Raw genomic sequence first — 24,605 nt, 5'->3', positions numbered from 1 at the left:
CTGAATGGCCCGTGGGCAAACCGTTCGCAGTTGCGAAGCGTTGGCAAGGGATGAAGCATTGCTACACTACTCCCCGCGTTATCGCTCTCCTGCCGCTATTGGCCGGGTGTGCGATCCAGGATTCCCATCTTGCGCACCAAGCGCAGGACAGATTAATTGGGCTCAGCGAGGTGGATCTGGAAACCTGCCTGGGTGTGCCAGATCAGCATAGTACATTCGGATCCACCGATATCTTGACCTACTACGCCAACTCAACGGCCAGTACCAGCTTCACCGTGCCGATCGTGGGTGGGATTGGTATGTCGAATGGCGCGTATTGCCATGCGACATTCCGGCTGGACCAAAGCCACGTCACCAACATCCTGTATTCCGGTGAGAAGAACGCGACGCTAGCGCCGGACGCGTATTGCGCGCCGATCATTCGCACCTGCCTCGGCTATCTGGACAGCCACCCGCCGGCGACGGCTACGCCGGCACCGGCGTCAGCACCGGTTGACCGCCAAAATGCGCCGCCAAGTTCTCGATAACCAGGCCGATCGTCGCGGCAACCGATTCCGGGGAACGGCCGGCCATATGTGGGGTCAGCACGACGTTCGGCAGCTTACATAGCGCATCGGGCACTTTCGGCTCGCCGTCGATCACGTCCAGGGCGGCGCCACCCAGGCGGTGTTCCGACAGGGCGGAGATCAATGCATCGGTGTCGACGACGGAACCGCGGCCGACGTTGACCAGGAAGCCGTCCTTGCCCAGGGCGTCCATCTCGGCCTTGCCGATCAGGTGGCGTGTGGCAGCGCCGCCGGGTAGCACGCAGATCAGCACGTCCGACCACTCGGCGAGTTCCAGGGTGGACGCGACGTAGGTCCAGCCTACATCGGGTAGCTTGCGGCGATTGTGGTAGGCGACGCTCATGTTGAAGGCCTCGCAGCGCTTGGCGATACGGCCGCCGATATCGCCAAGGCCGAGGATGCCGACGCGCTTGCCGCTGGCGATCGGGCGCATGGTGGAACCGCTGCGCCACTTGCCCGCGCGCACTGCTGCGTCGCTGACGGGGATATCGCGCATTGCGGCCAACATCAGCGCCATCGTGTGATCGGCGACCGACTCCCCGTTGGTGCCCGGGCCATGCGTTACCGTGATGCCCCGGGCACGGGCTGCCGGCACGTCGATGCCTTCGAACCCGACCCCCTGTGCCATCACGATGCTGAGGTTGGGAAACGCGGCCATCACCTCGCCGGTCAAGCCAGTGGTGCCGTTGGTCAACACCGCGCGGATGCTGCCGGCGTGGTCGGCCGCAACGGCCAGACAATCCTCGCGCGTTCGACCCTGAATGATGGAATAATGCGATTCCAGCTTGGCCAGGCTGACGGGATTAAGGTCTATCAGGACGAGAATGACAGGGGCGGTGGATGACATGCGGCGTCTTCTTCGGATGCTGGTGGTTGGCAGGCGCCCTCCCCCGGATGGAGAGGGCGCGGCATCGCCGGGCTAGACCAGTTCGTTGCAGTAGCGGCGCAGGCGATCCATCGCGATGCGCAGTTGCTCGGTATCCAGCGAGTAGGACAGGCGGAAATACGGCGACAGGCCAAACGCGCTACCCGGCACCAGCGCCACCCCGGCGAATTCGATCGAGCCCATGACGAAATCCTCATCCGTCTCGATCACCTTGCCGTTCGGCAGCTTGCGGCCGATCACGCCGGAGCAGTCGCCGAACAGGTAGAACGCACCCTCCGGCGTGTGGCAGCGCAGGCCGGGCGTCTGCTGCAGGGTCTGCAGCGCGATGTCCCGCCGCTCCTGGAAGATGGCGGCGTTTTCCTCGATGAAGCTTTGGTCGCCGGTCAATGCCTCCACCGCGGCGGCCTGGGCGATGGCGCTGGGGGAGCCGACGAGTTGGCCGATGATGAGCTTGATCGCCTTCATCATCGGCACCGGGCCGCCGGCGAAACCGATGCGCCAGCCGGTCATCACGTAACCCTTGGAGAAGCCGTTCGCCGTCACCACGCGGTCGTAGATTTCCGGATCCAGCGCGGCGATGGAGGGGGCGACGTGGCCGTCGAAGCGGATGTGTTCGTAGATCTCATCCGTCAGGACCCACACGTTCGGGTGGCGCTTCAGCACCGCAATCAGCGCGCGCAATTCGTCTTCCTGGTAGGCGGTGCCGGTCGGGTTGTTGGGGGAGTTCAGGATCAACACGCGGGTGCGCGGGGTGATCGCCGCCTCCAGCGCCTCGGGCGACAGGCGGAAGCCGGTTTCGGATGGGCATGGCACGGTGACGGGGACGGCGCCGGCGATGCGGGCGATGTCGGGGTGGGATACCCAATGCGGCGCGGGGATGATGACCTCGTCCCCCGGGTCGGTCATGGCCAGCAGGGCAGCGTGCAGCAGCGGCTTGGTGCCGCTGGTGACCACGATCTGGTCGGGCTTGTAGTCCAGGTTGTTCTGCGTCTTGAACTTCTCGGACAACGCGGTGCGGAGGGCGACGGTGCCGTCGACGTCGGTGTAGCGAGTGTTGTTGGTGGTGATGGCGCGGATGCCCGCTTCCTTGATGTTGTCGGGCGTGGCGAAATCCGGCTCGCCGCCCACCAGGCCGATGATGCTGCGGCCCTCGGCCTTCAGCTTGCGCACCAGCGCGCTCATCGCGACGGTTGGGGATGGGCGATACTGGCCCATGCGTGCGGATAACTGCGTCATGTCGTGTCTCCCGGAAATTAAGCGGTGCTGGCTTCGGATCGGATGGCCAGGCGGGACGCGTAGGCTTGTTCCACTGCCGCGGCGCGGGCGATACGGGCGCCATCCTGCAACCGCCGCTCCAACCAGGCGGCGTAGCGGGACGCGCTGAAGCAGAAGGTGAAATACACCAGCGCCGCGAAAACGTAACCCTCCACATCGTGCCCCAGCCACACCGGGTCGCGGGAGGCAGCACCGACGGCGCCCAGCAGGTCGGTCAACCCGATGACGGTGACGAGGGAGGTGTCCTTGAAGAAGCTGATGGCGACGCCGACCAGGGATGGTACGGAGACGCGCAGGCATTGCGGCAGCACGATGCGCTGCATGGTGCGCCAATAGCCCAGGCCTAAGGCGGTTGCGGCCTCCGCCTGGCCCGGCGCCACCGCCTGCAACCCGCCGCGGATGATTTCGGCGATGAAGGCGGCGGCGACCAGGGTGAAGGCGAGGTAGGCGCGCAGCAGCTTGCCCGGCGTCACGCCCGCCGGCACCAACAGCGGCATCATGACGCTCGCCATGAACAGCACCGCAACCAGTGGCAGACCACGCTGTAGCTCGATGAACACGGTGCATACCATGCGGAAGAACGGCAGCTTGGATGTGCGGCCCAGGGCGAGCAGCACGCCGAGCGGGAAGCCCAGCACGAGCGCGAAGCTCGCGATCAGCAACGTGAGCGGCAGGCCGCTCCAGGATTCGGTGGGCACGGGTGGCAGACCGAGGCCGCCGCCCAGGATCCATACCACCAGGGCCAGGATGATGGGCCAGGCGATCAGCAGGCGGCGATTCCAGAAGCGTGGCACCAGGTTGCCGGCCAGCAACGCCAGCATCAGGAGCAACGCGAGCAGCGGACGCCAGCGGGCTTCGGACGGGTAGAAGCCAAAAAGGAAGAAGCCGTATTTCTGCCCGACATAGGGCCAGCACGCCCCGGCGGCGGCGCGGCATGCCTCGGGCCCGCCGGACCAGGCGGCGTCCAGCACGGCCCAATGCAGCAGCGGTGGCACCATCCAGGCGAGCAGCGCCAGGCAGGCGAGCGTTATTCCGATATTCACCGGGGAGTTCACCAGGGCACGTAGGCGTAGGAAGCTCCTCATCGGGCGCCGCGGCGGATCATGCGGCTGTACCAGGTGTTCATCGCACCCGATGTGCCGAGCGTGAGGACGAGGTAGCAGACCATCATCAGCGCCACGCCTTCCACTGCATGGCCGGTGACGTTGATGGCGGTGGAGATGGCCCAGAACAGATCCGGATAGCCGATCGCGACGGCAAGGCTGGAATTCTTGACCAGGCCGACATACTGGCTGGTCATCGCCGGCAGGATGACGCGCAGCGCCTGCGGCAACACGATGTGCCGCAGGATGGCGCCGTTGCGTAGGCCAAGGCTGCGCGCGGCCTCCCACTGGCCGCTCGGGATGGCGAGGATGCCGCCGCGCACGATCTCGGCAATGAAGGCGGCGGTGTAGGCGGTCAACCCCGCCAGTAGGGCGCAGAATTCGGGGGTGAGCGTGAAGCCGCCGGTGAAGCCGAAGAGTTTGCGCACGGGGCGCTCGACGCCCACGGCGCCTTGGGCGCTCCAGACGACCAGCAGCGCGAGGATGGCGGCCAGGACGCCCAGTGCGATCGCGGCGGCGCGGTTGCGACGCCGGGCCAGCAGGAAGGCTGCGATTCCGCACAGGATGGCGGCGATGGCGCCGGGCCATAGCGCCACACCGGCATGGAGCATCAGGCTGGGCAGTTGCAGGCCGCGCTGGCTGAGAAACGCCCAGTCGCCGAGGCTGATCGCTTGGCGGATCGCTGGCAGCTTCAGCAGGATGGCGGACCAGAACAGGATTTGCAGCAGCAGCGGCGTGTTGCGGAACACTTCGACATACACGGTGGTGACGCCGCGCAGCAGCGGGTTGCTGCTGAGCCGCATGATGCCGATCGCGGTGCCGATGATCGTGGCCAGTACGATGCCGGCGACCGCGACGCGGATGGTGTTGAGTATGGCGGCGACGACCGCCCATGCGAAGCTATCCGACGGCGCCAGGGGGAAGACGGACTCACCGATCTTCATGCCCGCCGGGCGCCAGAGGAATTCAAACCCCGTGGTCAGGTTTAGGCGCGCGAGATTGCCGATCAGCGTCGTCGTCAGCAAAATTGCGATGGCGACCAGCGCCACCGCGCCCAGCACCTGCGCCAGGATCGCTTGGGTTCGCCGGTTCGCCACCCATCGCCCCCAACCCGGCGGCAGACAGGTTGCAACGGTTAGGGCGATGGATGCCACGCGCCGGGTCGCCCCGGGCCTACAGGAAGGGCGGCGAGTAGAGCAGGCCGCCGTCGCTCCACAATTTGTTCAGGCCGCGCGGGAGTTTCAGGCTGGAGCCGTCGCCCAGGGTGCGGTCGTAGATCTCGGCGTAATTGCCGATCTGCTTGATGACCTGATACGCCCAATCGTCGTTCAGGCCCAATTGCTTGGACATGCCCGGCGTGCCGCCCAGCATACGCTTCACCTCCGGGTCGGTGCTGGTGCGGGCGGAGTCGACATTGGCCTTGGTGATCTTCTTTTCCTCGGCCAGGAAGGTGACGTTGACGACCCATTTCACGATGTTCAGCCACTGGTCGTCACCCTGGCGCACCATTGGGCCCAGCGGGGATTTCGCCAGCAGATCGGGCAGCACCACGTAATCCGTAGGGGTCTTCGCGATCGAGCGATTGGACGACAGCATCAACCGGTCGCCGGTGAACACGTCGCAGCGCCCTTCGAAAAAGCTGCGGCGCAAGGCGTCGGCGTTGTCGATCGAGATCGGGGTGTATTTCAGCCCGTGCGACTGGAAGTAGTCGGCGATGTTCAGTTCGGAGTTGGAGCCGGGGAACACGCAGATGCTGGCGCCGTCCAGATCGGCGAGTGATTTAGCCCCGGTCTTGGCCGCAACCAGCGCGCCCTGGGCGTCGTACATGATGGTGTTGGCGAAGATCAGGCCGATCTGCGTGTCGCGGCTGAATAGCAGCGTGGTTTCGCGGATCAGCACGTCGACATCGCCGGATTGCAGCACGCTGAAGCGGTTGAGCGTGGAGGTGTGGATGAACGTCACCTTTGACGCATCGCCGAACACGGCGGCGGCGATGGCGCGGCAGTATTCGATGTCGATGCCCTGCAACACGCCATTGCTGTCCGGCGCGCCGGAGCCGGGGGTGTCGTTTTCGGTGCCGCAGCGGAGCACGCCCCGCGCCTTTACGGTGTCCAATGTCGAGGCGGCGTGGCTGAGCGTCGGCACAAGACCCAACGCCAGCATGATCAGTAACGCGGCAAGGCGCATCTGCAAATTCCCCTATCTTGTGCCCAAAACGATGCCCAGAGCGATGCAAGGCGCGCGCCATCTTACTGGAACGGCGCTTGCACGGTAGTGGCGAAGCAACAGGGAAGTCGCGTGCCATGGCCCAGCCCCGCTATCTCTCGTTCAACGGCGAAATCGTCCCCTACGCCGATGCCAAGGTGCACGTGCTGGCGCCGGGCGTGAAGTATGGCGCCGGCGTCTTCGAGGGCATTCGCGGCTACTGGAACGAACGCAAGGGCGAAATGTTCCTGTTCCGCCTGAAGGAGCATCTGGATCGGCTGCAATACTCGATGCGCGTCATGCGATACGAGCACAGCCTGACCAGCGAGATGGTGGAGGCGCAGATCCTCGCCGTCGTGCGCGCCAACGCGTTGCGGGAGGATGTGCATATCCGGCCGATGGTGTGGGTGGATGGCGATGGGGAGATGCAGTCCCCCGGGCCGATCGGCTGGATGGTCGCCGCCCTGCCCCGCCCCAGCAACCCGGCGGTGCAGAATGGCGTGAATGTGGGCGTGTCGTCCTGGCAGCGCATCCCGGACACCAGCATGCCGGCGCGGGTGAAGGCGACGGCGAACTACGTGAACGGCCGACTGGCCGGTATGCAGGGCAAGTTGGACGGCTACGACAATGTCCTGCTGCTGACCAATCGGGGGCATGTGGCGGAATCGCCGGGGTCCTGCTTCTTCATGGTGCGCAACGGACGGCCGATTACGCCGAGCATCACCAGTTCGATCTTGGAGAGCGTGACGCGCGCCACGGTGATCGAGTTATTGGGTGAGATCGCAACGGCGCCCACGGATGAGCGGGAGATCGATCGGACGGAGTTGTATGCCGCGGATGAGGCGTTCTTCTGCGGCTCCGGCCAGGAAGTGCAGCCGATCCTCACGGTCGACCGCCTGCCCGTGGGCGATGCGAAGCCGGGGCCGATCACGCGGCGGCTGCAGGAACGGTATTTCGCGCTGGTGCGGGGCGAAACCAACGACCATGCGGAGTGGCTGACGCCGGTTTGGAACCCGGGCTAGCCTAACGGGCGGCGAGGTATTTCAGGACCGCGGCTTCCAGCCGGCGCACGCCTTCGCGGATCAGGTCCGGGTGGCTGCGGGTGAAGTTCAGCCGCATGGCGAAGCGGTCCTGCCCGTCGAAATCGAACACGCTGCTGGGGACGAAGGCGACCTTCTTCTCCACGGCGAAGCGGTAGAGTTCGTCGGTGTCGATGGCGTTGTTGCGGGCGCGCATCCACAGGAACATGCCACCGACGGGCTTGTCCCACTCGAACCATTCGGCCAGGCGCAGTGCCGCTTCGTCGCATAGGACGTCGCGGCGTTCGCGGTAGGTGGCGGTGGTGGTTTGCGCGTGGGTGCGGTCGAACCCGTCTTCCAGCAGCGCCAGGGTGATCGCCTGGGTGAGCATGCTGCTGCTCATGTCGGAGGCTTGTTTGGCGAGGGCCAGGGCCTGGATCATGCCGGGCTCGGCGATTACCCAGCCGCAGCGCAGGCCGGGAACCAGGCTTTTGGACACGGTGCCGAGATAGATCACCGGGCCGGCATAGGGGCCGCGCGCCCGGGCCGCGCAGAGCGCCAGGATGCTGCGGCCGGGCGGCTCGTCCAGGGCGATGGTTTGGTAGGGGTCGTCCTCCACCAGCCAAGTGCCGGTTTCGACCACCTTGTCCAGCAGCGCGGCCCGGCTTTCCTGGGAGACGAGGATGCCGGTGGGGTTCGAGTAGTTGGGCACGGTGTAGACGAATTTGGCGCGGCGGAATGGATCGTCGGGTATCGGGTCCGGTAGGGTCCAGTCCAGCTTGGCATAGGTCGGTTGGCGGGGGCGCCAGGCGTCCAGCGCGCCCAGATAGGTCGGGGATTGCGCCACGACCAGATCGCCCTCGTCCAACAGCACCGTGCCGACCAGGGATAGGCCTTGCAGGGACCCAGTGGTGACCAGCACGTTTTCTGCGGTGAATTGGCCGCCGGTTTCCTGGGAAATGCGAGCCGCGAGGTGCTCGCGCAGATCCTGCAGCCCGGCGACCGCGCCATATTCCAGGGCTGCGGTGCCATGCCGGGTCAAGGCGCGTTCGGTGGCGGCCTGGATCGCGGCGATCGGGTATAGTTCGGCCGCGGGGAGGCCACCGGCGAGGCTCACGACGTCCGGCCGGCCACCGAAGGCGAGGAATTGCTGGGTGATGTCGTTGGTGGAGCCGAGCCAGCGGGCAAGGTCCGGGCGGCGCGTGGAGATGTCGCGATTGGGGATCGTCATGGCGGCCTGCATAGCATGAGGGCAGCCTAGGTGACGCGGCCGATGTCCGCCTCGAACAGCACCTGGCCGTTCTTCATGCCGGCGCGCTCCCAACCGGCGGCCAGATAGAACCGCTCGGCCCGGGTGCCGGGCTGGGTCATCAGCCAGATGCGCTTGTGCCCCGTCTCCTTGAGCACAAGGCAGGCGCGGGCGAATAGGGTGCGGGCGATGCCGCGGCCCTGATGCGCCGGGTCCATGAACAGGGCCCAGATGCTGCCGTCCCGCGGATCGGCAGCGGAGAAGCCGAGGATCGTCCCCGCTTCCAGCCACAGATAGATCCCCGGGTTGTCGATGAACCAGCGGAGTTGGGTGGGTGTCACGAGCGATGGGCTGGACAGGCGGTTCTCGGTGACGGAGTTCCGGATCTGGTTGATACGGGGGATGTCATCCTCGGTCGCTCTGCGGATCAAGCCTCATCTCCCTCATGGTGCGGCATAGTCGGGCGATAGCATCGACGAGATTGCCCGGCTGTGAAACCCGGCACTTCGCCAAATTGGGGCCGTCAACCTTAATTAATCCTCCTATGGGACAGTCCTCCGACTCCAGTGAGGGCTGCATGATAGGCTGGCTGAACAACAAACGCGTTGGCACGAAGTTGAGCGCCAATATCGCGGTAACGGCACTCGCGATCGTGGCGGTGGGTTGCCTGTCGCTGTGGGTGGTTCGCGAGCAGATGATGGATGACCGCCGGGTCAAGATCCGCAATGCTGTCGAGATGGTTGCGGGCTGGGCCACGACGCTGAACAAGCAGGTCGCCGCTGGCACACTGACGAACGATGCCGCGCGGGCCAAGCTGGTCGAGGTGACCAACGCGCTGCGCTACGACGGCGACAACTACGTCAACATCTACACCGACACCGGCATCCAGATCGCCGCCCCATCCGAGCCGGAGCGCGTTGGAGGCCAGCGGTTCGGGCACAAGGACCCGGACGGCGTTCCCATCGTCGAATCCGGTCGCGACATCGCTCGCGACAAGGGCCATGGGTATTACTGGTACAAGACGAACCGACCCGGCTCCAAAATCCCTGAGCCGAAGCTGACCTATGCCCAGGCGCTGGCGCCGGGCGGCGCGGTGTTCGCCATCTCCGGCATCTATGTGGACGATGTGGATCGCGCGATGTGGCGGATGGGCGCGATATTCGGCGCTGCCGTGGCTGCGGTGCTGCTGCTGGTCGGTGGGTTCAGCCTGCTCATCCAGCGCTCGGTCGCGGGCGGGCTGGGGCGGTTGTCGCGCAGCATGGTGCAGTTGGCGGAGGGCGATACCGCCACCGCCATCAGCGACACGGCGCGGCGGGATGAAATCGGCGCGATGGCGGCCGCGGTGCAGGTGTTCAAGGAGTCGATGATCCGCGCCGCCGATCTGGAACAGATCGCTGTCACCCACCGTGCCGAGGCGGAGGTGGAGCGCCACCGGGCAGAGGCCGAGCGGGCGGAGGCAGAGGCACGCCAGACGTCCGTGGTGGACGGCCTGGCCACCGGGCTGACCCGGCTGTCGCATGGCGACCTGACGGTGCGGCTGTCCGACCCGTTCGCGGCGGAGTACGAAAGCCTGCGCCGCGATTTCAACGCTGCGGTGGCGCAGTTGCAGTCCACGCTGGCCGTCATCATCGAGAACACTGCCGGGCTGCGCTCGGGCACCGGGGAGATCACCCAGGCGGCGGACGATCTGTCCCGCCGGACCGAGCAGCAGGCAGCGAGCCTGGAGGAGACCGCGGCGGCGCTGGACCAGATCACCGCCACAGTGCGCAAAACCGCCGAGGGGGCGGAGAAGGCGCGCGGCGTGGTGTCCACCGCGAAGGCGGATGCAGAACATTCGGGAAAGGTCGTAGGGGACGCGGTGAGCGCGATGGGCGCCATCGAGACCTCCGCACGGCAGATTAGCCAGATTATCGGGATAATCGACGAGATCGCGTTCCAGACCAATCTGCTGGCCTTGAATGCGGGGGTCGAGGCAGCGCGCGCGGGGGATGCCGGGCGGGGGTTTGCCGTGGTCGCCAGCGAGGTTCGCGCCCTGGCGCAACGCAGTGCGGAGTCCGCGAAGGAGATCAAGGCGCTGATCTCCACGTCGTCGCAACAGGTGGATCGCGGGGTCGCGCTGGTGGGCGAAACCGGCCGATCGTTGGCGCGGATCGTCGGCCAGGTGGCGGAGATCGACGGCGTCGTCGCGGAAATTGCGGCCAGCGCGCACGAGCAGGCGAGCGGGCTGGCGCAGGTGAATACAGCGATCAACCAGATGGACCAGGTAACCCAGCAGAACGCCGCGATGGTGGAGCAGAGCACGGCGGCCAGCCACTCGCTCGCGCAGGACACGCTGCGGCTGGAGGAGCTGACGGCAAAGTTTCGGGTTGTTGAGGTGACGCAAGACGGGGCGCGAAAGGCACAGGTGGTGCCGATGCTGCGTGGTCGGGTTGATGCACCGAAGCGCGTGGTTGCCAAGGCGGAGAGTTGGGAGGAGTTTTGAGCGATGGGGGGTGGGCCGATCGCCCACCCTACGTTAGGCGGCGCGGGATTGCTTTGCGGGCCAGATCGATTGGAAGGCTGCGAGTGCGGCTTCGATGTCGGCGTCGGAGATGTCGGCGTGGGTCAGAAGTCGGACCTGGGTGGCACTATAGGGTTTGCACGTGATCCCGGCGGTGCCCAGGCGCTGGCACCATTCCGGGGCGGATAGGCTGGAGGGGGCGAGGTCGACGTAGACGATGTTGGTTTCCGGGGTCTCGCAGAGGGAGGGATGGATTGCCTGTAGCCCCGCGGCCAGGTGATTTGCCCGGCGGTGATCATCGGCCAGGCGGCCGACCATCGTGTCCAAGGCCACCAGCCCGGCGGCGGCCAGCACGCCGCTTTGACGCATCGTGCCGCCTAGCATCTTGCGGGTTTGGCGCGCACGGCGGATCACCGCCTCTGGCCCGCAGAGCACAGACCCGACTGGCGCACCGAGGCCCTTCGACAGGCAGAACGTGATGGTATCGGCGTGCTGGGCGATCTCCGCCACCGGGACCCCAAGGGCGATGGCGGCGTTGAACACGCGGGCGCCGTCGATGTGGACGGCGATGCCATGCTCGGTCGCCAAAGCACGCACGGCTGCCAGATAGTCTAGCGGAAGCACGGTGCCGCCAGCGGCGTTGTGAGTGGTTTCCAGGCATAGCAGCGCCGGGTGCAGGCGGGTGCTGTAGCCACTGCCGGCGATTTCGGATTGCAGCCGCTCGAACGGAACGGCACCGCGCACGCCGGGCAGCACGCGGTAGGGCACACCGGCGAGCGAGGCCATGCCGCCCTGCTCCGTTCGATAGATATGGGCGGTGGATTCGACCAGCACCTCGTCGCCCCGGCCGGTTTGGGCGAAGACGGCGGTGATGTTGCCCATGGTGCCGGTGGGCAGCAGCAGCGCCGCCTCCTTGCCAAGCATGTCGGCGGCCTTGCGCTCCAGCGCGTTGACGCTGGGATCGTCGCCGTAGCCGTCGTCACCGACCTCCGCCGCGGCCATGGCCGCCCGCATGGCCGGGGTGGGGCGGGTTACGGTGTCGCTGCGTAGGTCGATCATCACGGGCTCTCCCATCGTCATTCGGCCGCAGGCAGCGGCTCGTGCGTGATCACGCCGCCTGCCGGGGTTTTTTGCAAGACCAGGTGGGTTTCGTGCTGGGCCACAACGTCCGGGCGGTGCGCGATGGAAAGCAGCGTCGTGCCGGGCAGGCGCTCGCGCAACAAACGGTAGAGGTCCGCCTCGCCGTCTGGGTCCAGGTTGGCGGTGGCCTCGTCCAGGAACAACCAATCGGGTTTGGACAGCAGGGCGCGGGCCAGGGCCAGGCGTTGCTGCTCGCCACCCGACAGGCGTTGGCCCCAGGCCATGTCGACGTCCAGTTCCGGCGCCAGGAAGCCCAGCCCAGCGTCGCCCAGCGCCGCCACGATCTCCTGTTGGGAGTACGCGTCGATCGCCGCCGGGTAGGCGACGGCCCGGCGTAGGGTACCCAGCGGGATGTAGGCCTTCTGCGGCAGGAACATCACCTTGCCCGCCGGTCGCTGCACCGTGCCGCTGCCGAACGGCCAGATGCCGGCCATCGCCCGGAACAGGGTGGATTTGCCGCCGCCGGACCGGCCGCTGAGCACCGTGGTGGTGCCTGGCGCCAGCGTGAGGTTCGTGTGCTCCAGCAGGGTTGCCTGATTCGGCAATTGCAGATGCAGGTCGCGGATTTCGAAGGTTTTGCCGGTGCCGATAACCTGCGCGATCCCGGTGCCGAGCTGCGCCTGCATCGCGTCCAGGCTGCGGCCGAAAGTGGCCAGACGTTCGACGGTGGAGGCCCAGTTCGCCAGCACCATGTAGTTGTCGACGATCCAAGAGGCGGAGGACTGCACCTCCCCAAACGCCCCGGCGACGCGGGACAGGGTGCCGAACGAGATCTGCTTGGCAAAGTACAGCGGTGAGGCCGCCAGGAACGGAATGATGCCGGCGACCTGGCCGTAGGAATAGGTGAAGGCGTTCACCAGCCAGTTGCGCGACATGATGCTGCGGAAATTGGCAACGATAGCGGTGAAGCGGCGGCTGAGGATCTGGCCCTCGTCCTTCTCCCCGGCATAAAGGGCCACGCCCTCCGCATTTTCACGCAGCCGGACCAGGGCAAAACGATAATCCGCCTCCAGACGCTGGCGGATGAAGTTCAGCGACACAAGCGGCCGGCCGATGAGTTGGGCCAGCAGGGTGCCGATCACCGAGTAGCCGAAGGCGACCCACACCAGATAGGCGGGGATGTTGAAGCCGAACACGCTGACCGGGAAGGAGAGCATGTAGAGGATCTGCAGGAACGAAACGAGCGAGACGATGTTGGTCAGCAGGCCGAAGCCCAGCACCAGCGCGCTTTCGACGAAATCGGCGATGTCTTCGCTGATCCGCTGGTCGGGGTTGTCGTTGCCCAGTGTCTCCGGCTGCAACTGCATTTGGTAGTAGGCACGGTCGGCCAGCCATTTGTCCTGGTAGTACGCCGTCAGCCAGCGGCGCATGCGGATCTGCAGCCATTGGCGCATGTAGCGGCCATTGACCCAGATCAGCAGCGCCACCACCACCAGGGGAACGAAGCCGGGGATGATGCCGAAGGGGCCGTCCTCACTCGGCTCGTAACTGAGCAGAAGGTGAAAGAACGTAACTGAGTCGTATTGCTGAAGCGCGTTGACCCACGCGCCCCCGTTCAGATTGACCAGGACGTTGATGCGCACGAGCGCGAAGTCGGCGGCCAGCACGAACAGCAGCAGGCCCCAGGCGGACCATTTCTCCTGCGAGCGGAAATACGGCGCGGCGAGATAGCCGATATTTCTGAGAAAACGCCCTAGTCGCCGCATCAAGCCGGTCCGACGCGATCGTGGAAGGCTGCGCGTTGGACTGGGCGGCAGGCGGCCGGATAGGGCGCCGGAAAACGCTGGGATTTCATCGGCCAAGGCTGGCTCAGGCGGCTGCCGGGTGCAAGGCGGCGTGGCGCAGGTGGCAACAATGTAACTCGCGGGCAAGTCGCGGACGTCTCAGACGTCTCGATAATAGGACGATCCGGCAGGGATTTCTTAATCTCTATCCCACAATTTGGGGCACGTCCCGTCGAGTGAAAAATGTCCGCATTAGCCACCCAACCTCCCCTGCCTGAACGCTGTGTGCTGCAAAGCCACGTGTTCACCACGTTTGGTGAGATCAGGTTTCGCCGCTCGGACACCGACGGCAAACCCATGATGGCCGTGACGCTGGGTGAGCGCGAGGCGCAATTGCCGCTCTCGTCGCTTCGGCGCGAGTTCGGGATCGAGGAAGATTCGCCGGATGGCCGGATGCTGGACCTGATCGGCTCGGCGCTGGAATACGTGCCCAGCCTGGCGCCGGGCGACCGGTTGCCGACCGAGGTGTTGACCGGGGAGGCAAGCTGGCGCCCGAGCCCGCAGCACATACGGCTGGCGACGACGCGGATCCGGCTGAACCTGGTGGCCTGGCTGTCACCCAACAGCCGGTGGGCCAATGCGGAGCGGGACGAGATTACCCTGCTACGCCTGGCGGATGACCAGGGGCTGAAGGACGAGGTGGTCGAAGTTGCCATGCCCGCCGCCCAAAAGCTGGATCTGCACGACGCGACCAACGTGCTGCGCCTGTTGGAAGAGATGTCGCACGAACTGGCCTATATCGAGGCATTGCGGCAGCGCCTGCTGGCCCGGGTGGAAGGGCTGTGCCGCCGCATGGCGCAGGTGCTACTGGCCCGGCGTCGCATGACCACCGCGTCCGACACGCTCGGGCAGGTTCATCGGCTGGCGATGCTTGCCTACAAGCAATTGCGCGATCGGTTCGACGACGTGGACGCGCAGACCGGCGAGTTCAGCAGCATGATGCGCAACGTCGACAACCAACGCGCCTTCATCCGCAGCAACCGCGATTGGCTGTATCGCAACCAACGCAGTTGGGACCCGCTGCTGGGCCAGTGGGACGGCGTGGACGAAATGGTGGACGACATCACCGCGCTGCTGGCCAAGACCTACCAATTCCTGGCGCCGCGGTTCATGCCGACCAAGCAGTGGCAGACGCCAAAGCAGCAGCATCGCAGCGCCGGCAGTGGCACGACCGGCTTGCGGCCGCAGATGGCCTGGTGACGAAGGCATCGTGATCGCGGCACGCGTGATCTCCCGCTGCCGCTCCGATATAGCAGCGGCGGGAAGAACGGAGTGCCCCGATGATCCAGGTTTGGAGTTGGCCGACGCCGAACGGACATAAGGTCCATATCGCGTTGGAGGAGTTGGAACTGCCCTACGAGGTCGTGCCGGTGAATATCGGCGCCGGGGAGCAGTTCAAGCCGGAATTCCTGGCAATTACCCCGAACCACCGCATCCCGGCCATCGTCGACGACGACGCACCCGGCGGCCCGCTGTCGCTGTTCGAGTCGGGCGCGATCCTGATCTATCTGGCGGAGAAGACCGGCAAGCTGATGCCGACCAGCCCGGCGGCCCGGTATCACTGCCTACAATGGCTGATGTTCCAGATGGGCGGCGTTGGGCCGATGTTCGGGCAGTATGGCCATTTCGCCAATTACGCCGTCGAAAAGCTCCCCTACGCCATCGAGCGCTACACCAACGAGGTGGCGCGCCTGCACCGGGTGCTGGAGGCGCAGTTGGCGAAGACGAAATGGCTGGCGGGGGATAGCTACTCCATCGCCGACATCGCCACCTTCCCCTGGATCCGGAACCCGGAGCGGCGGAATATCGATCTGGCGGCGTATCCCAACGTGAAGCGCTGGCACGACTCGATTGCAGCGCGGCCGGCGGTGGAACGTGGGGTGGCGGTTCTGGCGGAGAACCAGCGCAAGGGCGCGATGACGCCGGAGGAGCGCGAGGTGATGTTTGGGGCGAAGCAATTCGCGGCCCGGTAAGGCAAGCAGCAGGGTTCCACCCTGCACCCGGGAGGGGACAGTCGTCCCCTCCACCCCTTGGCGCGCCTAGGCGGCTTTATCCCAGGCTGGCGCGAAGCCAGGATTAACCATGCGCTGCGCCTTTGGCAGGGCCGCGATGGCGGCGCGGTCGGCGTCGTCCAGCACGATCTTCATGGCTTCGAGGTTGGCGACCTGGCTTTCGCGGCGGCCGGCCTTGGGGATGGCAGCGACGCCGGGTTGGTCCAGCAGCCATTTCAAGGCGATCTGGGCCGCGGTGGAATTGTGCTTCTTGGCGATGACGCCCAGTTCCTCATGGTCGGCGAGCTTGCCCTGGGCAATCGGGCAATAGGCCGTCAGCGCCATGTCGTGCGATTGCAGGAAGTTGCGCACGGGGGTCTGGTCCAGCAGCACGTGGTATTCCACCTGATTGGCCACCAACGGCGCGCCGATCTCCTCCACGGCCTGGCGCAGCAGGGCGACGGGGAAGTTGCAGACGCCGATGGCGTGGGCCAGACCCTCCTCCTTCAGCTTGATCAGCGTGGCCAGGGCTTCGGGGAGATCCATGTCCTTGGCGGGCCAGTGGATCATGTAGAGGTCGACATAGTCGGTCTGCAGCTTCTTCAGGCTAGCATCCATGGAGCGGCGCATCGCGTCCGGCTTCAGGTTTTCCCACCACACCTTGGTGGTGACGTGGATGTCGCTGCGGGGCAGCCGGGCGCCGTTCAGGGCGGAGCCGACGGCTTCCTCGTTGCCATACATCTCGGCCGTGTCGATGTGGCGATAGCCGAGCGACAGGGCACGCTCCACCGCCTCCCGACACTCATCCCCCTTCATGCGCCAGGTGCCCAGACCGAGCTTGGGCATGCGCAGGCCGCCGTTGGTAATCATTTCCATGGAGGGAGACTCCTATCGTTTACTAAGATCGACCAAGGCCGCGAAACCTGATTCGGTTCCCAGCGCCAGGCGCGAGCCGTCGGCGCTCCAGGCGAGGGCGGAGACGCTGCCGTGGCCGGGTGCGGCGACGGGCAGGATGCGCTCGGATGCGATATCGGCCAGCACCACGAGCCCGTCCGCGAACCCGGCAGCCACCACCTCGTGCTGCGGATGCGCGGCCACGCGGGTGCAGATGACGTTGTCGCCGCCGGCCATTTCGGAGGGCGCCTTGCCCATCGGGCCGCCGCCGAAGAACGGCCACATGACGATCGTGTCGGCCCCGGCGGTCACCAGCCACTTGCCGTTGCGGGTGAACCCCATCGACTCGGTCTTGGACGGGTAGCCGGACATGCGCATGTGCTGCCCATCGGCCAGGCGCCAGCCGTGCAGAGAGTTTTCCTGCATGCTGGTCACAACCGCCTCGCTGGCGGGGTGAATGGCGACGCCCGTGTGGCTGCCCTTCCACTCCAGTTTGCGCGGGCTGTCCACCTTGGCACCGACGAACCACAGCGTGGCGCCATTGTAGTGGGAGGCGGCGATGCGCTTGCCCTTGGTGTCGAACACCAGGCCGGTGACGCTGGAGGGATGGTCGAGCTGCTTCAGCTTCACCCCGGCCTCGTAGACATGCGCGGTCTTGCCGACGGCGCAGGCGATCAGCTTGCCATGGGCGGCGACTTGTTCCACCCATTTCAGGCCGAATTCGGCGATCGTCTCGCTGTCGCCCTCAAGGGGCGTGCGGCGGAAGGCGCCGTCGTCGCCGCCGGTGATGAAGCCGTCGGCGGCGGCGGCGAGCGAGAGGATGGCGCCGTCATGGGCGGCGACCTCCCGCCAATCGGCCATCACCAGGCGCCCGTCGCCGAGCGCGAAGGCGGGCTTGTCGCCGACCCAGGCGGCGGCGACTACGAACGCATCGAGGTCGCGGGATTCGCCTCTGGTATCGAGGACGAAGTTGGCGGTCTCGCTCATCCGGCCTGACACGACTCGAAGCCGCGGCGCAGTTGCGGGCGGTTGAGGTTGCGGCCGATGAAGACCAGGCGGGACTTAGGCGCCTCCCCGGCTGGCCACGGGCCGATGAAGTCGCCGTCGGCGATCATGTGGACGGCCTGGAAGGCGAAGCGGCGGTCCTCGCCGGTGTAGTGCAGGATGCCCTTGGTGCGCAGCAGATCCTGGCCCTTCTCCGCCAGCAACTGGCCGATCCAGGCGTTGAACTTCTCCGGGTCGATCGGCTTGGTCAGCTCGAACGACATGCTGTTGATGTCGTCGTTATGCTCGTGCTCGCTGTCGGTCAGGAAGTCGGGCTGCACGTCGGACAGGATGCGCTGCAGGTCGAAGGCGCCCTGGTTGAGCACGGCGGTGACGTCGACCGCCGACTTCTCGGTGCGATGGATCTTGGCGAAACGGTTGATTTTGCGGATTTCGGCCTCGACCGATTCCAGCTCCGCAGGCGTCACCAGGTCGGTCTTGTTCAGCAGGATGACGTCGGCGAAGGCCAATTGGGCCGCGGCCTCGGTGCTGTCGGCCAGGCGGGCGGGCAGGTTCTTGGCGTCCACCACGGTGACGATCGCGTCGAGCCTGGTGCGGGAGCGAACGCCCTCGTCGACGAAGAAGGTTTGGGCGACGGGGGCTGGGTTGGCGAGGCCGGTCGTCTCGACGATGATGCCGTCGAACTTGCCGCGCCGCTTCACCAGGCCGCCGACGATCCGGATCAGATCGCCGCGCACGGTGCAGCAGATGCAGCCATTGTTCATCTCGAACACTTCCTCGTCGGTATCCACGACGAGGTCGTTGTCGACGCCCAACTCCCCGAACTCGTTGATGATCACGGCGTATTTCTTGCCGTGATTCTCCGTGAGGATGCGGTTGAGCAGGGTCGTCTTGCCGGCACCGAGGTAGCCGGTGAGCACGGTGACGGGAATTAGGTCGGCCGGGTCGGACATCAGACGCCTCGAACAGTTCGCGCCGTCATATAGGCGCGGCTCTCGGCAAGCCCCAACCCCAACAGCAGGAAGAACCAACCGGAGAGCGGCATGGATAGCAGATCGCTGCTGCTGGCGATGGGCCATTCCTGCACCAAGGCGGCCACGAACAGGCCGACGCGGAGGGGCGCCGGGTCACGCCACAGCCCGGCCGCCAGCGGGCGCAGCCAGGCCAGGACAAGGGCGCAGAACAGGATGAGACCTGGAAACCCAGATTCTACGGCGGCTTGCAGGTAATGGTTATGCGGGTGCTGCACGCAGACATTCGCGCCACCGCCATCGCCGCCGCGCCAGCCCCGGAAATATTCCGGCTCCGCACAGTCGCGGCGGAAGCCGTCGAAGCCAAGGCCGGTGACGGGATGCGCCTCGATCATGGCAGCCGCGCGCATCGCTATCAGGCCGTAGGGGCTGTCGGGGAAGTGCTCCATCTGGTTCGAGAATTTGTCGACCAGGCGGTAGAAGGTCGGGGGCACCACCACGGCGGACGCAGCCACCAGCAAGACCGCGCCGACGCAGGCGGCCAGCACGCCGGCGCGCAGACGGGGCAGCAGCAGGGCGGTGACGAACAGGCCTAGCCCGGTGAGCAGCAGCGGCATGCGCTGGCCGATCAGCACCACCACCAGGACGGAGGCGACCAGCAGCGCCCTGCCCGCCCATCGGTTCATCCATGCCATCGCCGGCAGGACCGCTGGGAACAGCAAGCGACTGAACGGGGCGCCGGCGCGGGGGTGTTCGAACGGGCCGGTGATTTCGCCGTCGCCCCATCGGCGGTAGCCCTGCAGGTTGCGGCCGGTGACCACCTGCAGCAGCGATTGCAGGGCGATGTAGAGGGCGGCAATAGCGGTGATCCGCGCCAGCCATGCGCGGCGCCAGGGGATACGAAGAACCCAATGCTCGGCCGCGGCGACGAACACGAGGAAGCGGACGGCGACCACAGCCTGCATCAGCCCGCCCCGGACCGAGCACGCCAGCAGCCACAGCCACCACACCGCCGCAACGATAACCCAGCCGGTGCGCAGCCAGGCCCAGTCCCTGGTGATGGCGCTGCGGGCCAGGAAGCAGAGGCTGGTCAGCACCATCAGCACGTCCGCCACGGCCCGGCCGTGCAGCAGGAACACCGGGCAGACGAGGATGCAGAGCACCGCAATACGATCCAGCGCCATCAACATGCCAAAAGCTCGCTTCGTAAGGCGAGCAGCCGGGCGACTGCCACCGGGGTATCGTATGTCTGCGCCCGCTTGCGCGCCGCGGCGGCCAGGGCGGTGCGGCGGTTCGGATCGTTCGCCAGGGCCAGGATCGCGTCCTTGATTGCGCCGGGCGCGTCGGGGTCGGCATAGACGGCGCAGTTGCCCGCAACCTCCGGCAGGCCGCCACGGCGGGAGCAGATGAGGGCGGCGCCGTGGGCCATCGCCTCCAACGCGGTCATGCCGAACGGTTCGGGCCAGCGGCTGGGCACGACGACGATGGCCGCACGGCCCATTCGCTCCATGGCGGCGGCGTGGGACAGGTAGCCGGTCGTGGCGACACCGGCCTGTTGCGCACGATCCGCGATGTGGGCGGTGAAATCGGTGCCTGGACTGTCGGGGGCAAAGCGATCGGCGCCGACCATTTCCGCCTGCCAGCCGGGCAGTTGCGGCAAGGAGGCGGCGCAGGCTTCGACGAAGGCGTCGGCGCCCTTGTCGGCGACGACGCGGCCCACGAACAAAATCAGCCGCTCCCGCACCTTGCGCGACCGCTCCGGCACATCGATGCAGTTCGGCATGACGGTGACGTCGCCTTCCACCCCTTCGAGGAATTGGCGGCGCAGATGGGCGGATACGGTGATGACGCGGTCGACCTTCTGCAACAGGGTGGCACGCTGGGCGGCCGTCCTGGCGCCGCGCATGCCCTGGGGGTCGTTGTGGAGGAACAGCGCAACGCGGGGGAAACGCCGCGCCAGGCTGAGGGCGATTTCCGGGCGGTTGTGCACCTCGACCAGGGCCGGGCCGATCCCGCGCAAGGTCGCGGCGACCCCGGCGGTGTAGCGCGACGTCGCCGTGAAGCCCCAGCCCGGCGTCGACGGATGGAAGGTGGCGTCGGTGAACGGGTGTTCGACCGGTCGGCCCACGACTTCGCCCCCGGCGTCGCGGGCCAGACGATGCACCAGCAGGCCGATCGCGCCCACTGCGCCGGCAGAGAAGCCTTCTTTCGGCGGCAGAACCGTCGCGATGAGGCCGCCGGGCGACGTCAGGTGAACAACACCGCAGCGCCCCCGGCTGCGACGGGACGCACCAGAACACCGTCGCCCACCTTATCGTGCGGTACGTCGCCCAGCAGGTTGCGCAGGGCGGCGCAACCATCGGCGGTGCGCACCGTCATGCCCACCATGGACGGCAGCGCCGGGGCTGCGACGCCAGGGTAGACGGCGCCGATCGCCTCTGTCGGCAAGATGCGCATGCGGCCGCGGTCCATCGCCAGGACGAAGCCGCCCGCCGGGTCTGGCGAGACCGGCAAACCGGCCAGGCGGGAGAAGCGGGCGGCCGCCTCCGCCGGGTCGGGCACGGCGAGCACGACCTCCTCCAGCGCCGTTGCGGCGTTGGCGTGGGCGGTGAAACGGGGCTGCCAGATCGCCTCGCGCGTCAGATGTTTGATGAGCTGGATGGTGCCTTCTGGCGCATCTGGCAGGGGAATGCGTTCGAAGCGGGCTTGCAGGCCGGTGGGGTCGGCATCGTCCACCGGGCGTTCCAGCGGGGTGATAGCGGGGATGGCGAGCCCAGCCTTGTTCAGCCGGTCCAGGGTTGCCTGGCTGTCCTGGATTCCTAGGGCAATGATGTGCAGTCCGGTGTAGCGGTCCAATTGAGCGTGCAGGCGATCGGGGATCGAGGGGTCGATGAGCGCGATCAGTTCCACGTAGCCATGCTGCAACATGATGCAGCGATTGCCGGTGGCCTTGCCGCGGTGCCGGGCGGGTGGCGTGAGGGTGAAACCCAGTCGTTCGTAGGCGGCAGCAAGGGGCGCCAGGTCGCGCGCGCCGACGCCGACATGGTCCAGTTCGAAGGCAGTGTTGCCCAGGGTGCCGGTCACGGCACGTCCTCGTATCGCGCCAGCATCCACTCGGCAGGTTCGGCGGCTGCGGCGTCATACCATTGCACCACCAGGGGGTGCTCCCGCACGGCCTGGCAGTAGCCACGGGATTCGGCCGTCAGGTCCGGCAGGTAGGAGAGAAAGCGGGCGACCACCGGGGCATACATCGCATCGGCAGCGCCAAACGTGTCGCTGTAGAGGAAGCGCGTGCCGTGCCGGGCGTCGCGCCAGATGGTTTCGATGCGGGCGATGTCGACCAGCACCTCCTCCGTTGCCGGCAGGCTTCGGATGCGGCCCAAATTCATCGGCATCGCCTGGCGGACGGCGCGGAAGCCGGCATGCATCTCGCCGGCGATGGAGCGGGCGGCGGCGCGGGCGATGCGATCGGCCGGCCACAAAGCGGGCTCGATTTCGGCGCAGTATTCGCAGATGGACAGGCTTTCCCACACCCGGGCGCCGTTATGCTCCAGGTATGGGACCATCCCGGCGGGGGTCGCCCCCTTGATCGCGGCGGTGCTGCCGCCGGCCAGGGGGATCAGGTGCTCCACCACATCCAGCCCGGCCAGGCGCACGGCCAGCCAGCCGCGCAACGACCAGGACGAGTAGCGTTTGGTGCCGATGACGAGCGTTCCGTCGGCCATGACAACTCCGCGGTTGAGATTGGGGGGCGACAATGCCACGCTGCCGGTCTGCCGCAAACGGGGTTGCCGCCGCTATGAACGAGATCAGCCGTCCCAACAACCTTGACGCGTTTTGGATGCCGTTCAGCTCCAACCGCGGTTTCAAGCCGAACCCGCGCCTGCTGGCCCGGGCGGAGGGGATGTTCTACTTCACAAACGACAACCGCGAAGTGCTTGATGGCACCGCAGGTTTGTGGTGCTGCAACGCCGGGCACGGGCGTCGCGAGATCGTGGAGGCGATCCAGAAGCAGGCGGCGGTGATGGATTTCGCGCCGACCTTCAACATGGGGCACCCGATCGCCTTCCAAGCGGCGGCACGGCTGGCGGAGATTACGCCGGACGGGATGGACAAGATCTTCTTCACCAACTCCGGTTCCGAGAGCGCGGACACGGCCCTGAAGATCGCGCTGGCGTATCATCGGGCCCGCGGCGAGGCTGGGCGGACGCGGATGATCGGGCGGGAGCGTGGGTATCACGGCGTGGGCTTCGGCGGCATGTCCGTGGGCGGGATCGGCGGCAATCGCAAGCAGTTCGGCGCATTGCTGCCCTATGTGGACCACCTGCCCCACACGCACGACCCGGCGCGCAACGCATACAGCCACGGGCTGCCGAGCCATGGCGTGGAGAAGGCGGACGCGCTGGAGGCGTTGGTGGCCCTGCACGGGGCGGAGACGATCGCGGCCGTGATGGTGGAGCCGGTGGCCGGGTCGACCGGGGTGCTGCCGCCGCCGGTGGGGTATCTGCAGCGCCTGCGCGATATCTGCACGAAATACGGCATCCTGCTGATTTACGACGAAGTCATCACCGGCTTCGGCCGCATGGGCGCCAATTTCGCGGCCGAGAAGTTTGGCGTGGTGCCGGACATCATGACCATGGCGAAGGGATTGACCAACGCCGCGGTGCCGATGGGCGCGGTGGCGGTGATGAACGGCGTGTACGACGCCGTGGTAAATGGCGCGCCCGATGGGATCGAGTTGTTCCACGGTTACACGTATTCGGGGCACCCGCTGGCCTCGGCGGCGGCGATCGCGTCGATGGATTTGCAGCGGTCGGACGATCTGCCGGGCCGGGTGGTGGCGATCGAGCCATATTGGCAGAAGGCGATGCACTCGCTGCGCGGGCTGCCGAACGTGATCGACATCCGCAATGCCGGGTTGATCGCGGGGATCGAACTGCAGGGGATCGAGGGCAAGCCGACGAAGCGGGCGATGGATATTTTTGGCCGTTGCTTCGACGCCGGGCTGCTGATCCGCACGACCGGCGACATCATCGCGCTGTCACCGCCGCTGATCATCGAGGAATCGCATGTCGACCGCATCGTCGACACGCTGACCAACGCGATCCGCGCCGAAGCGGCGTAACCATCCGGCCGCGCCTGCCCCGGGGGTTGGTTAGGACGGCCCGGTGACGTAGATCGTCGCCTCGCCGAACGCGCGTAGCCCGAAAGTGATGCGAACGGGCACCGGAGCCGCGCCGGGTACCACGCGCGCGAACCAGGCGGAGCCGTGTTGCGGCTTGCGCAGGCTGTCCTGGTCGGTGTCGCGCAGGAAGCCGGCGGTTTGGTGCCCCTCGAAATCGCAGCGCAGGGCGGGGCCCTGGAATGACGACCTGGTCGTCGGGGCCAGCACTTCTTCGCCGACCGTCTGCGCCCGCAAATCCGACAACCGCCGGCCGTCGAAGGTGGTGAACGCGCCGTCACAGCGGCCGGTGGCGGCAACCTGGTGGAACAGCCACGCCATCGCGCTGAGCGCATCGATGGTGTGCGCCTGGTCCGCGACTGGCACAGGCTCCCGCTCCTCCTCCACCGGGGGGATGAGCTGGGTGATGACGGGGTTGCCGTCCTTCCACTCGATCGCAGTAACGCGGTGCTTTCCGCGAAACACGCCGGTGCTGACCATGCGGCTGGGCACCGGGGTGTTGCCGCGGAACTGGCCGTCCACCGTGCTGGTTGCCTGCCCGCTGAACAAGGTTCCGACCAGGCCGGTGAGCCTGTAGGACAGCTGCAACTGGTAGTGCTGCGCCGTCAGCGCGACGACCGCCTCCATATTCATGGCGTTGAGGCCGTGGACGTAGGTCGCATAGGTGAGGGTGAACGGCGCGGGTTGCGCCGAAGCGGCATGGTGGGACAGCGGCAACAGCAACGCCGCCCCTACAAATGCACCGCGCGCCACCGAATGATCCATGCTGGCATGATGGCCTGCGGACGCTTTGTCTGTAACCTCACATCTAAGCGTGCTGGGACACGTGTCCGAG

23 protein-coding genes are annotated in these 24,605 nt (G+C 66.6%); 5 read left to right on the top strand and 18 right to left on the bottom strand.

What is annotated here, in order from left to right:
* Positions 1-241: 241 nt before the first annotated feature.
* From GSQ76_RS04095 to GSQ76_RS04070, 6 genes are all read right to left on the bottom strand, one after another.
* Positions 242-421, bottom strand: a complete 180-nt coding sequence (locus GSQ76_RS04095; protein WP_158742628.1) for a hypothetical protein — start codon at positions 419-421, stop codon at positions 242-244.
* A 44-nt stretch (positions 422-465) separates the two neighbouring features.
* On the bottom strand, positions 466-1,413 hold the full coding sequence (locus GSQ76_RS04090) for a 2-hydroxyacid dehydrogenase (RefSeq protein ID WP_158742627.1): 948 nt from the start codon (positions 1,411-1,413) through the stop codon (positions 466-468).
* Between the two features lie 72 nt (positions 1,414-1,485).
* Positions 1,486-2,688 (bottom strand): pyridoxal phosphate-dependent aminotransferase, encoded by a 1,203-nt coding sequence (locus GSQ76_RS04085; protein ID WP_158742626.1) that lies wholly within the window; start codon positions 2,686-2,688, stop codon positions 1,486-1,488.
* A gap of 17 nt (positions 2,689-2,705) precedes the next feature.
* A complete protein-coding gene (locus GSQ76_RS04080) occupies positions 2,706-3,812 on the bottom strand; it encodes an amino acid ABC transporter permease (RefSeq protein ID WP_158742625.1) in 1,107 nt (368 codons plus the stop codon).
* Positions 3,809-4,984 (bottom strand): amino acid ABC transporter permease, encoded by a 1,176-nt coding sequence (locus tag GSQ76_RS04075; protein ID WP_158742624.1) that lies wholly within the window; start codon positions 4,982-4,984, stop codon positions 3,809-3,811. Before GSQ76_RS04075 ends, GSQ76_RS04080 begins: the two co-directional genes overlap by 4 nt.
* A 19-nt stretch (positions 4,985-5,003) precedes the next feature.
* Positions 5,004-6,017 carry an amino acid ABC transporter substrate-binding protein gene (locus GSQ76_RS04070; RefSeq protein WP_158742623.1) on the bottom strand — a complete coding sequence of 338 codons (1,014 nt, stop codon included), beginning with the start codon at positions 6,015-6,017 and terminating at the stop codon, positions 5,004-5,006.
* 116 nt (positions 6,018-6,133) lie between these two features.
* Here GSQ76_RS04070 and GSQ76_RS04065 point away from each other — a divergent pair, with 116 nt between their 5' ends.
* The gene (locus GSQ76_RS04065; RefSeq protein WP_158742622.1) at positions 6,134-7,057 is read left to right on the top strand and encodes a branched-chain amino acid transaminase; all 924 of its coding nucleotides are present in this window, start codon (positions 6,134-6,136) and stop codon (positions 7,055-7,057) included.
* A gap of 1 nt (position 7,058) precedes the next feature.
* On the opposite strand, the gene GSQ76_RS04060 is transcribed toward GSQ76_RS04065, so the two are convergent.
* Together GSQ76_RS04060 and GSQ76_RS04055 are read right to left on the bottom strand one after the other, a co-directional pair.
* A complete protein-coding gene (locus tag GSQ76_RS04060) occupies positions 7,059-8,285 on the bottom strand; it encodes a PLP-dependent aminotransferase family protein (RefSeq protein WP_158742621.1) in 1,227 nt (408 codons plus the stop codon).
* Between the two features lie 26 nt (positions 8,286-8,311).
* The gene (locus tag GSQ76_RS04055) at positions 8,312-8,734 is read right to left on the bottom strand and encodes a GNAT family N-acetyltransferase (RefSeq protein ID WP_158742620.1); all 423 of its coding nucleotides are present in this window, start codon (positions 8,732-8,734) and stop codon (positions 8,312-8,314) included.
* A 146-nt stretch (positions 8,735-8,880) separates the two neighbouring features.
* Here GSQ76_RS04055 and GSQ76_RS04050 point away from each other — a divergent pair, with 146 nt between their 5' ends.
* The gene (locus tag GSQ76_RS04050; RefSeq protein WP_216850884.1) at positions 8,881-10,785 is read left to right on the top strand and encodes a methyl-accepting chemotaxis protein; all 1,905 of its coding nucleotides are present in this window, start codon (positions 8,881-8,883) and stop codon (positions 10,783-10,785) included.
* Between the two features lie 33 nt (positions 10,786-10,818).
* Here GSQ76_RS04050 and ltaE read toward each other — a convergent pair whose 3' ends face one another.
* Both ltaE and GSQ76_RS04040 read right to left on the bottom strand, forming a co-directional pair.
* Positions 10,819-11,862, bottom strand: coding sequence for a low-specificity L-threonine aldolase (ltaE, locus tag GSQ76_RS04045; RefSeq protein WP_158742619.1), 1,044 nt, complete (start codon positions 11,860-11,862; stop codon positions 10,819-10,821).
* 17 nt (positions 11,863-11,879) lie between these two features.
* Positions 11,880-13,649, bottom strand: a complete 1,770-nt coding sequence (locus GSQ76_RS04040; RefSeq protein ID WP_158742618.1) for an ABC transporter ATP-binding protein/permease — start codon at positions 13,647-13,649, stop codon at positions 11,880-11,882.
* A gap of 261 nt (positions 13,650-13,910) precedes the next feature.
* On the opposite strand from GSQ76_RS04040, the gene GSQ76_RS04035 reads away from it, so the two are divergent.
* Both GSQ76_RS04035 and GSQ76_RS04030 read left to right on the top strand, forming a co-directional pair.
* Entirely contained in the window at positions 13,911-14,927 is a 1,017-nt protein-coding gene (locus tag GSQ76_RS04035; protein ID WP_216850883.1) for a hypothetical protein, read from the top strand.
* Positions 14,928-15,007: 80 nt separating this feature from the next.
* Positions 15,008-15,700: a glutathione S-transferase family protein gene (locus GSQ76_RS04030; protein WP_158742616.1), complete on the top strand. Its 693-nt coding sequence runs from the start codon at positions 15,008-15,010 to the stop codon at positions 15,698-15,700.
* Between the two features lie 66 nt (positions 15,701-15,766).
* Here GSQ76_RS04030 and GSQ76_RS04025 read toward each other — a convergent pair whose 3' ends face one another.
* From GSQ76_RS04025 to GSQ76_RS03995, 7 genes are all read right to left on the bottom strand, one after another.
* Positions 15,767-16,594 carry an aldo/keto reductase gene (locus GSQ76_RS04025; protein WP_158742615.1) on the bottom strand — a complete coding sequence of 276 codons (828 nt, stop codon included), beginning with the start codon at positions 16,592-16,594 and terminating at the stop codon, positions 15,767-15,769.
* 12 nt (positions 16,595-16,606) lie between these two features.
* Positions 16,607-17,599, bottom strand: a complete 993-nt coding sequence (locus GSQ76_RS04020) for a WD40 repeat domain-containing protein (protein WP_174247286.1) — start codon at positions 17,597-17,599, stop codon at positions 16,607-16,609.
* The gene (locus GSQ76_RS04015) at positions 17,596-18,570 is read right to left on the bottom strand and encodes a GTP-binding protein (RefSeq protein ID WP_158742613.1); all 975 of its coding nucleotides are present in this window, start codon (positions 18,568-18,570) and stop codon (positions 17,596-17,598) included. The genes GSQ76_RS04020 and GSQ76_RS04015 overlap by 4 nt, the downstream gene beginning before the upstream one ends.
* The gene (locus GSQ76_RS04010; protein WP_158742612.1) at positions 18,570-19,778 is read right to left on the bottom strand and encodes an O-antigen ligase; all 1,209 of its coding nucleotides are present in this window, start codon (positions 19,776-19,778) and stop codon (positions 18,570-18,572) included. Before GSQ76_RS04010 ends, GSQ76_RS04015 begins: the two co-directional genes overlap by 1 nt.
* Positions 19,772-20,773 carry a glycosyltransferase family 4 protein gene (locus GSQ76_RS04005; protein WP_158742611.1) on the bottom strand — a complete coding sequence of 334 codons (1,002 nt, stop codon included), beginning with the start codon at positions 20,771-20,773 and terminating at the stop codon, positions 19,772-19,774. The genes GSQ76_RS04010 and GSQ76_RS04005 overlap by 7 nt, the downstream gene beginning before the upstream one ends.
* A 62-nt stretch (positions 20,774-20,835) precedes the next feature.
* Positions 20,836-21,672: a VOC family protein gene (locus tag GSQ76_RS04000; protein WP_158742610.1), complete on the bottom strand. Its 837-nt coding sequence runs from the start codon at positions 21,670-21,672 to the stop codon at positions 20,836-20,838.
* The gene (locus tag GSQ76_RS03995; RefSeq protein WP_158742609.1) at positions 21,669-22,313 is read right to left on the bottom strand and encodes a glutathione S-transferase; all 645 of its coding nucleotides are present in this window, start codon (positions 22,311-22,313) and stop codon (positions 21,669-21,671) included. The genes GSQ76_RS04000 and GSQ76_RS03995 overlap by 4 nt, the downstream gene beginning before the upstream one ends.
* A 74-nt stretch (positions 22,314-22,387) precedes the next feature.
* Here GSQ76_RS03995 and GSQ76_RS03990 point away from each other — a divergent pair, with 74 nt between their 5' ends.
* Positions 22,388-23,713 carry an aspartate aminotransferase family protein gene (locus tag GSQ76_RS03990; RefSeq protein WP_158742608.1) on the top strand — a complete coding sequence of 442 codons (1,326 nt, stop codon included), beginning with the start codon at positions 22,388-22,390 and terminating at the stop codon, positions 23,711-23,713.
* 30 nt (positions 23,714-23,743) lie between these two features.
* On the opposite strand, the gene GSQ76_RS03985 is transcribed toward GSQ76_RS03990, so the two are convergent.
* Positions 23,744-24,523, bottom strand: a complete 780-nt coding sequence (locus GSQ76_RS03985) for a DUF3108 domain-containing protein (RefSeq protein WP_158742607.1) — start codon at positions 24,521-24,523, stop codon at positions 23,744-23,746.
* Between the last annotated feature and the right edge of the window lie 82 nt (positions 24,524-24,605).

Origin of the sequence: Acidisphaera sp. L21, from assembly GCF_009765685.1 — a bacterium.
GTDB lineage: Bacteria > Pseudomonadota > Alphaproteobacteria > Acetobacterales > Acetobacteraceae > LMUY01.
The sequence above is the reverse complement of the archived record's forward strand: the minus strand, read 5'-3'. Positions and strand labels throughout refer to the sequence as shown.